The sequence below is a fragment of the Nonomuraea sp. NPDC051941 genome, from assembly GCF_044593615.1.
The window spans coordinates 25,994-39,957 of sequence record NZ_JBIUCF010000062.1 but is presented as its reverse complement, the minus strand read 5'-3'; the positions used below and the strand labels follow the sequence as shown (position 1 = coordinate 39,957).

The 13,964-nt window shown below is 67.7% G+C and carries 14 protein-coding genes and 1 pseudogene; 10 read left to right on the top strand and 5 right to left on the bottom strand.

All coding sequences use genetic code 11. The features are described from left to right. Positions 1–64: 64 nt before the first annotated feature. From ACIHFD_RS58690 to ACIHFD_RS58680, 3 genes are all read left to right on the top strand, one after another. A complete protein-coding gene (locus tag ACIHFD_RS58690; RefSeq protein WP_397374345.1) occupies positions 65–889 on the top strand; it encodes an alpha/beta fold hydrolase in 825 nt (274 codons plus the stop codon). A 94-nt stretch (positions 890–983) separates the two neighbouring features. Then, positions 984–1,235 carry a hypothetical protein gene (locus ACIHFD_RS58685; protein ID WP_397374344.1) on the top strand — a complete coding sequence of 84 codons (252 nt, stop codon included), beginning with the start codon at positions 984–986 and terminating at the stop codon, positions 1,233–1,235. 93 nt (positions 1,236–1,328) lie between these two features. Then, complete coding sequence (locus ACIHFD_RS58680) at positions 1,329–2,183, top strand: IS5 family transposase (RefSeq protein WP_397374343.1); 855 nt, start codon at positions 1,329–1,331, stop codon at positions 2,181–2,183. A gap of 265 nt (positions 2,184–2,448) precedes the next feature. Here ACIHFD_RS58680 and ACIHFD_RS58675 read toward each other — a convergent pair whose 3' ends face one another. Beyond that, entirely contained in the window at positions 2,449–2,724 is a 276-nt protein-coding gene (locus ACIHFD_RS58675; protein ID WP_397374342.1) for a hypothetical protein, read from the bottom strand. Here ACIHFD_RS58675 and ACIHFD_RS58670 point away from each other — a divergent pair. From ACIHFD_RS58670 to ACIHFD_RS58640, 7 genes are all read left to right on the top strand, one after another. Then, entirely contained in the window at positions 2,718–2,939 is a 222-nt protein-coding gene (locus ACIHFD_RS58670) for a hypothetical protein (protein ID WP_397374341.1), read from the top strand. The genes ACIHFD_RS58675 and ACIHFD_RS58670 overlap by 7 nt on opposite strands. Before the next feature lie 330 nt (positions 2,940–3,269). Beyond that, positions 3,270–4,580: an ABC transporter substrate-binding protein gene (locus ACIHFD_RS58665; protein WP_397374340.1), complete on the top strand. Its 1,311-nt coding sequence runs from the start codon at positions 3,270–3,272 to the stop codon at positions 4,578–4,580. Then, on the top strand, positions 4,580–5,509 hold the full coding sequence (locus ACIHFD_RS58660) for a carbohydrate ABC transporter permease (RefSeq protein WP_397374339.1): 930 nt from the start codon (positions 4,580–4,582) through the stop codon (positions 5,507–5,509). Before ACIHFD_RS58665 ends, ACIHFD_RS58660 begins: the two co-directional genes overlap by 1 nt. 29 nt (positions 5,510–5,538) lie before the next feature. Next, complete coding sequence (locus tag ACIHFD_RS58655) at positions 5,539–6,399, top strand: carbohydrate ABC transporter permease (RefSeq protein ID WP_397374338.1); 861 nt, start codon at positions 5,539–5,541, stop codon at positions 6,397–6,399. A 3-nt stretch (positions 6,400–6,402) separates the two neighbouring features. Next, positions 6,403–8,001, top strand: coding sequence for a hypothetical protein (locus tag ACIHFD_RS58650; RefSeq protein WP_397374337.1), 1,599 nt, complete (start codon positions 6,403–6,405; stop codon positions 7,999–8,001). Beyond that, entirely contained in the window at positions 7,994–9,244 is a 1,251-nt protein-coding gene (locus ACIHFD_RS58645) for an alpha-L-fucosidase (RefSeq protein WP_397374336.1), read from the top strand. The genes ACIHFD_RS58650 and ACIHFD_RS58645 overlap by 8 nt, the downstream gene beginning before the upstream one ends. A 446-nt stretch (positions 9,245–9,690) precedes the next feature. Then, positions 9,691–10,713: a LacI family DNA-binding transcriptional regulator gene (locus tag ACIHFD_RS58640; RefSeq protein ID WP_397374335.1), complete on the top strand. Its 1,023-nt coding sequence runs from the start codon at positions 9,691–9,693 to the stop codon at positions 10,711–10,713. Here ACIHFD_RS58640 and ACIHFD_RS58635 read toward each other — a convergent pair. The 4 genes and pseudogenes from ACIHFD_RS58635 to ACIHFD_RS58620 form a co-directional block, all read right to left on the bottom strand. Beyond that, complete coding sequence (locus ACIHFD_RS58635; protein ID WP_397374334.1) at positions 10,708–10,887, bottom strand: hypothetical protein; 180 nt, start codon at positions 10,885–10,887, stop codon at positions 10,708–10,710. The genes ACIHFD_RS58640 and ACIHFD_RS58635 overlap by 6 nt on opposite strands. A 532-nt stretch (positions 10,888–11,419) precedes the next feature. After that, positions 11,420–11,878 (bottom strand): annotated as a pseudogene (locus ACIHFD_RS58630) (NADP-dependent oxidoreductase); the annotation flags it as partial. Between the two features lie 356 nt (positions 11,879–12,234). After that, positions 12,235–12,945 carry a GNAT family N-acetyltransferase gene (locus tag ACIHFD_RS58625; RefSeq protein ID WP_397374333.1) on the bottom strand — a complete coding sequence of 237 codons (711 nt, stop codon included), beginning with the start codon at positions 12,943–12,945 and terminating at the stop codon, positions 12,235–12,237. 124 nt (positions 12,946–13,069) lie between these two features. After that, entirely contained in the window at positions 13,070–13,654 is a 585-nt protein-coding gene (locus ACIHFD_RS58620) for a hypothetical protein (RefSeq protein ID WP_397374332.1), read from the bottom strand. Positions 13,655–13,964 lie beyond the last annotated feature (310 nt).

The following is a 13,964-nucleotide window of genomic DNA, read 5'->3' as shown; positions in this document are numbered from 1 at the left end:
CTGTCCAGTTTCCACCATCAGGCGACCAGTCATGCCGATGCCCCGGCACAGCGGAAGAGATTCGATGAACACACAGAACAACCGCCCCAGAACACTGATCGAGAGAGTCACGATGAACACGACGCAGCAGCCGCTACTGCCCGCTTATGACCACCGGCCGGGGACCGGACCGACCCTGGTGTTTTTGCACTACTGGGGTGGATCCGCCCGCACCTGGGACCTCGTCGTCGATGGCCTCGCGGGACGCGACATGCTCACTGTCGACTTCCGCGGGTGGAGCCGCTCGAGCAACCTGGCCGGCCCCTACACCCTCGGCCAACTCGCCGACGACACGCTCGCCGTGATCGCCGAGGCGGGTGTCACCGACTACGTCCTCGTCGGACATTCCATGGGTGGCAAGGTCGCGCAGCTCATAGCGGCGACCCGGCCCGCTGGCCTCCGCGGGATAGTCCTCGTTGGTTCCGCTCCGGCGAAGCCCGCCGCAGGGATCACTCCTGAGTACCGGGAAGGCCTTTCCCATGCCTACGACTCCGACGAGTCCGTCGCTGGCGCACGGGATCACATCCTCACTGCGACCGAGTTGCCCGAATCGATCAAGTCGCAGATCGCGACCGACTCGCGGGCCAGCACCGCCGCCGCCCGCACGGAGTGGCCGCTGCGCGGCATCGCGGAGGACGTCTGCGAGCACACCCGCATGATCAGCGTCCCCGTCCTCGTCGTCGCCGGAGAGAACGACCGTGTCGAGCCCGTCGACGTGCTCGTCAACAACCTGGTGCCCTACCTCTCCGGAGCCGACTTCGCGGTGATTCCGAACACTGGTCACCTGATTCCGCTGGAAGCTCCGGCCGACCTCGTTGACGCAATCACGGCCTTCGCACCCGAAGCCTGACCATCTGCACGGCCTGAAAATCGACTTCGTCCACGATCACCCGCCAGACGCCCCGCCGCGTAACAGCGCGAGGCTGAGGCCCGACCCTCCCGCGTTGATACGCACCCCGCCAGACCTGCTTGCCGCGGCCGACCGGGGCGACAAGCAGGTCGGCCTCACCGCCCGACGCCGTGCCGAGACACCTCAGCAGGTGGGGCCCTTGTTCATGGACTACCTGCAGGCCGGTGACGTCGAGGACCTGCTGTCGCTCTACGAGCCGACAGCGACGGCCCAGCCGCCTCGTGGCCAGGGGACGTCTGCGGACCAAGGGCGAGCCCGCGGCATGGCCACATGGTCTCTGACCTGATCGTCGTGGGCACCAGCCGACGGCCGGCGCGAGTTGTTCTCCTGCCCCTCACACCAGAGCCGTGACCAGCAACTTCACGATGCACACCACTCATTGGGGAGACCTGAGCCTGTGCTGCCATCATGGCGGACCGAACCGCTTTGGGACCAATTCGCGTCCCTGCTGCCCGAGCGGCCGCAGTACCACCCGGACCATCCGCTCGGCTGCCACCGCCCGCGCATCAGCGACCGGATCATCTTCGACAAAATGCTGCAACTCCTGCGCTTCGGCTGCTCCTACCAGGCGATCGCCGACACGACCTGCTCGGCCACCACGATCCGCAACCGCCGCAACGAGTGGATCCGTCTCGGCGTCTTCGCCAGGTTCAAGCAGATCGCGCTGGAGTCCTACGACCGGATCGTCGGCCTCGTCCTCGACCAGATCGCCGTCGACGGCTCCATCACCAAGGCGCCCGGAGGCGGCGAGGCGGCCGGACGCTCACCGGTCGACCGCGGCAAACAGGGCCTGAAACGCTCAGGCATGACGGACGGATACGGCATTCCACTGGGCCGTGTCCTGGCCGGAGCCAACCGCCACGACTCCCCGCTGCTCGCACCGACCCTGGACCGCTTGGACGACCTGGGGCCGTTACCCGACGACATCACCGTGCACCTGGACGCCGGCTACGACTCGGACAAGACCTGCACTCTGCTCAGCGAACGCGGCCTGCACGGACGCATCGCACACAAGGGCGAGAAGGCGCCCGTCCAAGCCGGCCGGCGTTGGCATGTCGAACGTACCCACGCCTGGCAGAACGCCTTCCACCGGCTCGCTCGCTGCTACGAACGCCGTACCACCGTCATCAGCGCCTTCTTCGATCTCGCCGACACGATCATCACCGTCCGTAGCCTGATCCGCCGAGCCTGGACCACCCACCGCTGGGACGCACGCCCACATCGCCGCCCATGAGTACACGCCTATCTGCGCGACTTCGAATCCGACGGTCGCAGGTTGGAATCCTGCAGGGCGCGCTTTGATCGTGGTCTGACCTGCGGGATCGGACGCGTTCTAGAATTTTCGTCTAGCGCTTGCGCCCTCCGTGCGTGCTCGCGCGCACCAACCCCGCACACACCATGATCAACGTCCGCGTTCTGCGGCTACCTTGGCAAAGGAACCGGCCCCGTCCCGCCGTGCAAGCGCGGCGATCACGGGGCCGGTCTCCTGATGCAGCGGGTCAGGCCCGCAGCGGGATCACCTCTCCCGGCTCCTCCTGGTCCTCCTCCTCGGCGAGTAGCAGGGATGCGGTCTTCTCCGCCGCAGTCATCGCCACTTCGGGGAGGACCGAGGCGTAGGTGTCGGTGGTGAAGGAACTGGAGGTGTGCCCCAGCGTCTCCTGCACGACCTTCATCTCTACCCGGCGGCCAGCCCCAGCGAGGCGGCGCCGTGGCAGGCGTCGCTGGGAGAAGAATCCCGACACCGGAAATATCGGCAGGTCGTCGACCGGTGGCATGTCGGCTTCACCACGTGCAGGCGGCGTCGTACAAGAAGCCGAGGGACGTGGCGTTCGTGGACGAGGCCCCCAAGCGCGGGTTCACCCCCGGCTGCGACGCGCTGGCCGCCACCCACGGTGGGGGGAACTATCCCGGCATGTGGGTGTACGGGGCCCGCGTGATGCGCGCCCCGATACCAGCCGCGCCTGGTGATGGCAGGTGCGGCTGGGCATGACGGCACCCGGTGGCGCCGTATCGAGGCCAGGCGCCGGTAAGCGGTGAGCGGTCGCGATGAGCCGGCGCCGTTTGGGCGCGGCAGGCGACCCCCGGGCGGCCGGCGCCGATGCGCACGGTGACGCGGCCGGGCGGCGGCCGGGCGGCGGGCGGCGGCGTAGCCGGACCTTCGGCGCGAAATACATCCGACCTCCGTCCCGCGTGCATGTGATTCACCACCATCCAGGGCCGCCAGATCTTGACCTACATCCGATGTTTCCTCTACGTTACCGGGCATCTCGAAGTTGCGAAAGCTTTCGCAATTCCCTTCGCTTGAGGTATGGAGTGCCGTATGCCCTCCCCCCGCCGTTCGCTCGCCACCCTCGCACTGACCACCGGTCTCATCGCCTCGACATCAGCCTGCGGAGGTTCCTCATCGGCCGCCGACGACGATCTGCTCGAGGTCTGGAACCGGGCCTCGCCCGCGTCCGCCGAGGTGACCAAGAAGGTGCTGGCCGCGTTCACCGCCAAGACCGGCGTCAAGACCAAGTACGTGCCGGTCCTCGACAACTGGGACGGCAAAGTGCAGGAGGCCGTCGCCGCGCGCAACCTGCCCGACATCATCATCAACGACTCAGGCATGCTCGGGACGAACGTCAGCCAAGGGCTGATCGGCCCGGTGGACCGTAACCAGGTCGCGGGCCAGGGCGAGCTGCACGAACGCGCGTGGGAGCAGGCCAAGGGGTACGACGGCAAGTACTACGCGGTGCCGTACACCGTGCAGACCGTCGCCACGCTCATCAGGAAGGACTGGCGGGAGAAGGTCGGCGCCGAGGTCCCGAAGACGTGGGAGGACCTGGTCGCCCTGGCCAAGGCGTTCCAGGAGAAGGACCCGGACGGAAACGGCAAGGCCGACACGTACGGGATGGTCGTCCCGGCCTCCACCGAGCGCGGGTACGCGTCCTGGTGGGCCTCCACCTACATCTGGCAGGGCGGCGGGGAGTTCCTGACCGAGTCGGGCGGCAAGTTCACCCCTGCCATCGACCAGCCGAAGTCCGTCGAAGCCGTCAAGTGGCTGCAGAACCTCTTCTGCAAGGACAAGCTCGTCATCCCCGGCGCGCTCACCCTGGTCACCAAGGACGCCCACCCGTTCTTCGAGACCGGCAAGGCCGGCATCTACCTGACCGGCCCGTACATGTTCGGCCGGTTCGACAAGAGCCTGGGCAAGGACAAGTACGAGGTGATCCCCTCGCCGGCCGGCCCGGCAGGGGCGACCTCGATGGCCGAGGGCGAGAACGTCTACCTGATGGCCGGCTCCAAGCTTCAGGACCAGCAGAAGAAGCTGGCCGAGTACCTCATTACGCCTGAGGCGCAGAAGATCGGCATGGCGGGCAACTCCGACGGCGCGATCGTCAAGCTGCCCGTGAACAAGAGCGTGGACGTGTTCACCGAACGCCAGGACGACCGTTGGACGGCCATCAAAGAGATCTACGAGAAGGACGGCAAGTACTTCCCGAACGTGCCGAACTGGCAGCCGTTCCGGCAGAAGTCGGCCGAGACGCTCAACAAGGTCTTCGCCGACTGCGGCACCGACGTGCAGGCGGCGCTGACCGAGCTGGCCGGGGGCTTCAAGACCGAGTTGGCCACACAGAAGGTCGGCTGATGACACTCACCACGGAGCGCGCCGCCATCGCCCCGGCGAGCCGGACCGGAACAGCGCGCAGGCGGAACGCGGCCCTGGTGCCGTGGCTCTTCCTGGCGCCCGCGCTGATCCTCTTCCTCTACTTCAAGTACATCCCGATGGCCGAGGGCATGTGGCTGAGCTTCTTCAAGGTGCAGCCGTTCCTCGGCAATGAGTGGCTGGGGCTGGAGAACTATCGCCGGGTCTTCGCCGAGGAGGCCTTCCGCGACGCGACCGCCCACACCCTGGTGTACGCGGTGGGCCAGACCGGCGGCTCGATCCTCCTCGGGTTCGTGCTCGCGCTGCTGCTGGAGGGCAAGGCCAGGACGTTGTGGTTCGTCCGTACGGCGGCCTTCCTGCCGGTCGTCACGGCGACCGCGGTGGTGGCGGAAGTGTGGCGGTTGCTGTACTTCCCCGGCGAGGAGGGCATGCTCAACACCCTGCTCGGCTGGTTCGGCAGCGACACCCAGAAGTTCCTGGACGACCCGAACGGCGCTCTGGGCTGGGTGATCCTGGTCGGGATCTGGAAGGGCGCGCCGTACGACATGATGATCATCCTGGCCGGGCTGGCGGGGATCGACCGGCAGCTCTACCAGGCGGCCGCGATCGACGGCGCGGGCCTGCTGCAGCGGATCAGGTACGTCACGATCCCCGCGCTCCGGCCGGTCGTGACGATCCTCATCATCCTGGCCTGCGTCCGCAGCCTGCGCGTGTTCACCGAGATCTACGTGCTCACCGGCGGCGGTCCGGCGGGCGCCACCGACGTGATCATGACGCGGATCTTCGCCACCGGCTTCCGTACGGGCGACATGGGCTTCGCCACCGCCGCCTCGGTGGTGCTGTTCGTGGCGACGCTGCTGCTCACGGCCGCGGTCACGCTCTACCGCAGGCGGAAGGAGCTCAATGTCTGAGACCACGCTCGCCCAGGTGAGGGAGCTCGATGTTTGACACCACGCTCGGCTGGGCCTGGGGGCGCAAGCACCCTCTGGCGTCCGCGGCCCGGATCCTCATCTACGCCGTCGTGCTCGTCGTCTTCTGCGGGCCGCTGCTGGCGATCTTCACTGGGGCGTTCGACCGGAGCAACGACCCCAGCCGGATGTCGTTGTTCCCGTCGAACCCCACGCTGGTGAACTTCGAGGTGGCGGCTGATCAGGGTCTGTGGCGGTTCTTCATGAACTCGCTGTTCATCACCGGTGGCGGGCTGCTGCTACAGGTGACGGTGAGCGTTTTCGCCGGGTACGCGCTGGCTCGGAAGAGGTTTCGCGGGCAGGCGTTCGTGCTGGTGGCCATCCTGGCCACGATGATGATCTCCGATGAGGTCATCGCGATCCCGCTGTCGCTGGTGCTGAACGATCTGCCGCTGCTGAGCGTCTCGCTCAGGGGGTCGCTGCTGGGCATGATCGTGCCGCTGGGTGCGTGGGGGTTCTCGATCTTCGTGATCAGCGAGTTCATGAAGGAGATCCCGGCCGAACTTGAGGAGGCCGCCCGCGTTGACGGCGCCGGTGAGCTGCGTATCTTCCTGCAGGTCATCCTGCCGTTGTGCCGTCCGGCGCTCGGCGTGATCACGATCTTCGGCTTCAACATGGTCTGGGACCAGTACCTGCTGCCGCTGATCGTGGCCGAGACCCCGGACAACTACCCGATCGGGGTGGGGTTGTCGATGTTGCGCACCAATCCGGAGATCGGGCCCGGCCCGCTGCTCGCCGGGGCGCTCGTCGCCATGTTGCCCAGCTTGATCGTCTATCTGGCCTTCCAACGTACGTTCCTGTCCGGCCTGGTGGCCGGGGCTGTGAAGGGATAGCTCATGACTCACGATCTCAGCCGCCGCACCCTGCTGGCGGCAGGCGGCGCACTCGCGCTGACCGGCATGGCCGGGGCGCCGTCCGCCTACGCCGAGGCCGGCTCCTGGCCCTCGACGCTCGTGTACCGCAGGCACGGCAGGCTCGTCTACGCCGAGGACGCCGAGCGCAACCGCGTCCCCGACTTCAGCCACGCCGGTTACCGCAACGGTGAGCGGCCGCTCCCGCGCCTGCCTGTGGTCAAGACGATCAGGCCGATCGAGGGCGACAACACCGCCCACATCCAGGCCGCGCTGGACGAGATCGCGGCGCTGCCTGAGCACCGGCGCGGGGCGCTGCTGCTCCTGCCGGGCCGCTACCCGGTGTCCGGGACGATCTACGTGCGCTCCAGCAGGACCGTGTTGCGTGGTTCGGGAGACGGCGAGGATCCGGCGGAGAACTCGGTCATCATGGCCACCGCCGCGGGAGCGGCGAACCGCACCGTGATCGTCGCGGGTGGCGAGGGGCCGGTGAACTGGTCGGCCTGGCGGGGCGAGGTGCCGGGCACCCGTACCGATATCGTCTCCGGCTTCGTCCAGGTGGGCGAGCGTTCGTTCGAGGTCGCCGACGCCCGCGGGCTGCGGCCCGGCGACAACGTCATCATCTTCCATCCCTGCTCGGAGGGGTGGCTGAAGGCCATCGATTACGGCGGGCACGACACCGGCCGGCCGTGGAACGTGGATGAGGAGCCCATCCTCTACAACCGCTACATCACCGACATCCGGGGCAATCAGGTGACCGTCGACGCGCCGGTCTACAACCACCTGGACCGGTCGTTGTCTCAGTCGTACCTCTACAAGACCGACCGGGCCGGCGTGGTCACCCAGGTAGGCGTCGAGCGGCTGCGGGTGGACGTCGAGTTCACCGGCGACCCGTTCGTGGACAAGTCGGCGGTGCAGAACGCCATCCGCGTCTTCCGCGCCGAGGACGCCTGGATCCGCGACTGCACGGCACTGCGGTTCTGGCAGGTCGGGATGGAGGCGTGGGAAGCCACCCGGGTCACGGTCGACAACTGCCGCGCGCTGGAGCCGACCGGCGCGACCTCCGCGGGCGGGAACCGCTACAACTTCTGTGCCCACCCGTTCGCCCAGCTTGTGCTCTTCAAGGACTGCCACGCCACGAAGGCCAGGCACGCGTTCATCTGCAACGGCGCCGCCTCGAACTCGGGGATCGTCTTCCTGCGGGGGACCTCCGAGGAGACCTACAACACCAGCGAGGGTCATCGGCGCTGGAACACGGGCCTGCTCTTCGACGGCCACCGCGAGGTCAACCCGCATCGCACGCTGACGCTCGGCCTGTACAACCGGGGCTGGTGGGGTACGTCGCACGGCTGGTCGGCGGCCCATTCCGTGGCCTGGGGGTGCGACATGTCCGGCACCCAGATCGTCGTGCAGAAGCCGCCCACCGCACAGAACTACGTCGTCGGCGCGAGGAACGCCGTGGTGAACGCCGACGGTCCGTTCGCGCAGCAGATCGGCCACGTCGAGGGCGTCGGCGAGGCCGACCTGCAGATCCCGTCGCTGTACGCGGCCCAACTCCACGAAAGAGGTTTCCGCCATGTCTAGGACCGACACCTTCAGGGAGCGGCGTTTCGGGTTGTTCGTCCATTGGGGGTTGTACGCGCTGGCCGCCCGGCACGAATGGGTCAAGCAGCGCGAGCGGCTCTCCGACGAGCATTACCAGCGCTATTTCGAGCACTTCGACCCCGACCTGTACGACCCGGAGGCCTGGGCGGAGGCGGCCGACCGGGCCGGGATGCGGTACACGGTGCTGACCGCCAAGCACCATGACGGGTTCTGCCTGTGGGACTCCGAGCTGACCGACTACTGCGTCAGCGGCACGCCGTACGGCGAGGATCTGATCGGGCCGTTCGTGGAGGCGTTCCGGAGGAGGGGGCTGGGCGTCGGGTTCTACTACTCGCTGCTGGACTGGCATCACCCGGACTTCCCCATCGACGGGCTGCACCCCGCGTACGTCGAGGGCGGGAACCTCCCCGAACGCGATGTCACGAAATATGCCGACTACCTGCACGGTCAGGTCGACGAACTGCTGACCCGCTACGGCCCCATCGACACGCTGTGGTTCGACTTCTCCTACAGCAAGCGGATCAGGCAGGGCAAGCCGGTGTACGGCGGCAAGGGCAAGGCCGAGTGGCGCTCGGCGGAGCTCATCGAGAAGATCCGCGGACTCCAGCCGGACATCCTGCTCAACGACCGGCTGGAACTGCCGGGCGACTTCACCACACCCGAGGCATACCAGCCGACCGGCCCCATCGGGGCGGTCTGGGAGGCGTGCCAGACCCTCAACGGGAGCTGGGGCTACTACCGGGACAACCACACCTGGAAGTCACCGGACATGCTGATCAAGATGCTGGTCGACTCGGTGTCCAAGGACGGCAACCTGCTGCTCAACGTGGGACCGAACGGCCGCGGCGAGTTCGAGCCGCGGGCGCTGGAGACGCTGCGCGAGATCGGCGACTGGATGCGGTCGCACAGCCGGTCGATCTACGGGGCGGGAGTCAGCGAGTTCGAGGCGCCCGCGGACTGCCGTTACACGCAGCGCGGCGACCGGCTGTACGTGCACGTCTTCTCGTGGCCGTTCCGGCACCTGCACCTGCCGGGGCTGGCGGGCAAGGTACGGTACGCGCAACTGCTGAACGACGGGTCCGAGATCCGCACCTGGGCGCCGGACCCGGCGTACGACAACGGGCAAGTGCACGCGATCGCGATCCCCGAGGACACGCTGACCCTGGAACTGCCCGTGGAGCCGCCGGACGTCGCCGTCCCCGTGATCGAGCTGTTCCTCTGAGGTTCCCGGCGAGCCTCCGATGAGGACTTCCGGTAGAGATGGCTGTTCTTGATGTGGACGTCGTTCCTGCTCGCCATGCCGGCGCGGCCGTAGAGCTCGCCGTGGGGTCCTGGAAGGTGGCGCGGAACCGCCGGTTGACGAGGACGTGCACGAGGCCGGGGCCGGTCTCGTGCACCACGTTCAGCCGCAGGTACGTGTTGAAGATCGGCCCGCTGGTGCACGGTGTAGCCCGGGGAGATCTCGGTCCACCCGGACCCGATCGGCGCGGCGTGCGCGGCCGGCGGCCATCCCCAGGCGGTCAGGCCGAGCGCACCGGTTCCGGCGATGAAGGTTCTTCTGCGCATTCCCGCTGTTGCGAATCATTGCGAAACAGGCGTCGGAGGTCGTCAAGGTCCGGCGGGCAGGCAGATTTCTGATCGGGAAGGCGTTCTAGTGGAGGGCTTGAAGTGGACGACGTGACCGTCCCCCGCCGTAGCACCATGGCGGACATCGCCGTCCAGGCGGGGGTCTCACCTTCGACGGTGTCGAAAGTTCTTCACGGCAGGTCCGATGTCTCCCCCAAGACCCGCGGCCGGATCCAGCGGCTGCTCGGCCAGCACGGCTACACGCTGCCCGGCCACGGCGAGCACCCCGGCGGCCTGATCGAGTTCGTCATCAACGAGCTGGACAACCCCTGGGCCATCGAGCTGATCCGCGGCGCCGAGGAGGCCGCGCAGGCCGAAGGCATGGGCCTGGTCGTGTCGGCCGTGCACCGGCGGAGCAAGCTGAGCTGGCACTGGCTCGACGCGCTCGGCAACCGGGGCTCGCTCGGCGCGATCCTGGTCGTCTCCGAGCTCTCCGCCGAGCAGGAACGCGAGCTGGGACGCATGGGCATCCCGTTCGTCGTGGTGCAGCCGTCGGAGGACGAGAGCCCGGACACCCCAGCGGTCGGCTCGACGAGCTGGCAGGGCGGCTTCTCGGCCACGCGGCACCTGATCGAGCTGGGTCACCGGCGGATCGCGATGATCACCGGCCCGGCGGGGCGGCTGACCTCGCGGGTGCGGCTGGACGGCTACCGCGCGGCACTCGATCAGGCCGGGATCGAGCCCGCCCCCGAGCTGATCCGGCACGGCGACTACTCCCACGAGCCCGCCTACCGGCTGTCCCTGGAACTGCTGAGGCTGCCCGACCGGCCGACGGCCGTGTTCGCGGGCAACGACCTTCAGGCGCTGGGCACGTACCGGGCGGCGAAGGAGTGCAGCCTGAGGGTGCCTGAGGACGTCAGCGTGGTGGGCTTCGACGACCTGCCGTTCGCCCAATGGATCGCCCCGCCGCTGACCACCGTTCGGCAGCCACTGGAGAACATGGCCGGCATGGCCGTCAGGCTGCTCGTCCAGCTCATCAACGGCGAGCAGCCGGAGACGCTGCGGGTCGAGCTGGCGACCCGGCTGATCGTCCGCGAGAGCACCGCCCGGAGGCCGGGCTCATAGAGGCAGCCCTGCCTTCAGGTTCGCCATGGCCCGGTCGAACTCGGCCACCACGTCCATGTCCTGATTCTTCGCCCAGTCCAGTGCCATGAGCACCCCGACGATCGCCCCTGCGACGTCGCGATTCTCCGGGTCGCCGGGGTCCCGACCCTCGCGGGCCGCCAGGATCTCGCGCATCGTCCCGATCATGCCGGCGCAGGGTGCCTATGGCCCGTTCGTAGATGGCGTTCATTCTCGGTGTCCGCAGCAGTGTGGCGAGGGTCCGCGACCCTTCAGCTGCGCGGTCCATGCTCCGGTCGGGTGTGCGGCTACTCCTGCCAGGTGCAGGCGTCGGGTGCCGTGCTCGATGAAGACCAGCACATGTATGGTCTCGACCGCGAGGAAGTCGCATGCGATGATCGCGTGGGCTTGGGCGGTCAGGAGCTGCCGCCAGGTCGGCCCGGTGCGGCGGGGGCGCGGGATCGATACCTGACGTGTGTAGGATCTCCCACACCGTGGAGGCCGCGATCGTGTATCCCAAGCGAGCCGACTCGCCATGAGTTCTTCTGCGTCCCCAGGTCGGGTTCTCCTGAGCCATCCGAACAACCAGCGTCTTGAGGGGCTGGCGGGTGCAGGGCAGTCGGATCAGGCCTGCGGATCGCCTTCCGATGGTGCCGCCGATGACATCGAAAACCAGATCGACTTCGCCGACGTCTTCCAGCGCGTCGTTGTCAAGGTCGACGAACTCCTGCGCGCCGAAGTCGAGCGCTTTTTGACGGTCGGCGGCGCGTCCGGTGCCGATGACGTAGGCGCCGGCCTCTCGTGCGAGTTGCGTCACCATCGACCCGACTGCGCCGGCCGCGCCGTGCACGAGGACGCTCTGCCCTGCCTGAAGGCGGCCGTGCTCGAACAGTCCCTGCCACGCGGTCAGTCCCGAGATCGGCAGGCTCGCGCCCACCGTGAAGTCGACGTCGCCGGGCAGCGGTGCGAGGTTGCGTGCCTCGACGGCCACGTATTCCGCCAGGGTGCCGTCGCGGGTCCAGTCCGTGAGGCCGAATACGCGCTGTCCCACCGATCTGCCCGTGGTGCCGTAGCCGAGAGCGGTGACCACTCCGGCCAGCTCGTGCCCGGGGATCGACGGTGTTCGGTCACGGTCGAGGCGATCGGTCCAGGTCGAGGGCCACGTCATCTCTGTCGGGACGAATCCCGACGCGTGAACCTGGACGACGACGTCGTTCAGCGCTGGCTGCGGCTCGGGCCGTTCCACCAGCGTCATCCCGGCCGTTCCCGCGGCCTTGTCCGTCACCACAATCGCCTTCATCCGGAATCCCCCTATGTGCGGTCCTCGCCTACACGTGTCCGCGTATGACGTCATCTCCCGAGCGAGGTCGTACCCGAGGGCTATGAAGAAGACCCCGTCGGTGTAGAGGCTCTACAGCCCTGCCGGGCATGGGGCGGCGTTGTTCGTTATCTTCGCTGGGATGGCCGAGTCCGAGCGCGTACATCTGCGAGAAGTCGCTGGAAGGCCAGGTGCGGCGCAGGCGGTCACGGTGTGCGGAACCCCCGGAAGGTCACGTGCTTGCGGGTTTCGAAGCCGAGCCGCTCGTAGAGGGCGATCGCGTCGGTGTTGGCCTCGGCCACGTGCAGGAAGGGACGTTCGTTGCGAGCGGCGATACGCGCGACGAGCGCAGTGATCAGGCGGGCGGCATGGCCTCGCCCGCGTGCCTCGGGAGCGGTGCAGACGGCGCTGATCTCGGTCCATCCCGGTGGTCGGAGTCGTTCGCCGGCCATCGCCACCAGCGTGCCGTTGTCGTGGATGCCGAGATAGGCGCCGAGCTCGTGGGTGCGCGGCCAGAACGGTCCCGGCTGGGCCCGCGCGACGAGGTCGAGCATCTCGGGCACGCTGTCCGCGCCCAGTTCGACCACACCGGTGACGGTCTCGCCATGTGGGTGATCGGGCCGGCTGCCGCCGGGCCAGATCATCTGACGGCCCTCGAGGACGAAGACCGGTTGCCAGTCCGACGGTGGTGTGGCCGCGCAGCTGAACATGTCGGCGAACTCGCCTCGCCCCAGCAGTTGGGCGAGGTCGGCCCACTCCTGTGGACCCGGGTCGGCGGTTACCGCGGAGAAGGTCGCCACGTCCGGCAGGTAGGTGGTAGCCCGTCCAAGCCGGCGGGCGAGGTGTGCGTGGTGACCGCGCAGTGATGCACCCACCGGGTCGTCGAGTGCGGCGGCCTGGCCGTCGCGGTTCACCATCGTGCTCTGCCTCTCGTGTCGTGCGGATTGACGGTGGCCATTGTCCTCCATGAGGAGTCGTGCGAGGCCAGCATGCCGCATGGTCATCGCCGCGTTCACCTGGGTCGCTGTCTCACCACCTCTCTCACAACTCGCCAGTTCTGCGAGATGGCTCGGCAACCGCGTGCTGGCAGCGTGTGCGGTGCCACAACGCCGATGCTGTTGCTGAGCTGGGCATTTGCAAGGCGGTCAGGCTGCTCTGGTACTCGCTGATCAGTCCAGTGACAGTCCTTCGACGGTGGATTCGGGCGGTCATGTCGAGCTCTCCGTGTATCCGCCGGTAGCCCCAGCCGGGGTTCTCCCGGACCAGGCGCAGGATGTGGGCGCGGATGGAGCGGACCGTGGGCGGACGCCCAGGCCGCTTCGTCCGGCAGGTACGGGCATGGCGCGGTTTCATCAGATCGCGATGCCAGCGCAGAACCGTGTCTGGGCGGACAAGGAGCCGCAGCTGGCGTAGGAGATTGCGCGGAAGCCATGCCAGCAGGGCGGCCAGAAAAGCCCGGTCTTCGGGCGCAAGTCTCGCTCTGCTCCCGGCGAGTTGGCGTTCAAGGACGGTGATCTGGTGGCGTAGGGCGAGGATTTCGATGTCCTTGTCCCGACCGCTCGTTGGCAGTAGCCGCAGTGTGGCGAAGGTGTTAGCGACGGTCAGGTAGGCCAGGCGAAGGAGCACGGCCGATCATGTTGCCGTATGCGTTCCATCTCCTGGTGGCCGGAGGTGGCGGCCAGTGAGGTCTGACATGGTCATGACCTGGGTGGATGTAATTATGGGCAGGCGCACTGTCAGGACCGCGAAACATCCAAGAGTCGCCGCGGTTGCCCTCAATAACGCACTCAGGCGCACGATCCGGACCTTATCTGACCAGTCCCCGCTCGTACATCCGATTCGTCCAGCTATGGCGAGCCGCGATAGAGGTAAATCCGAGCTCACCCGCCGCGGCCGGGCAGGAGCAGGAGCAGGAGCAGCGTGCCCCGCTGGCAAT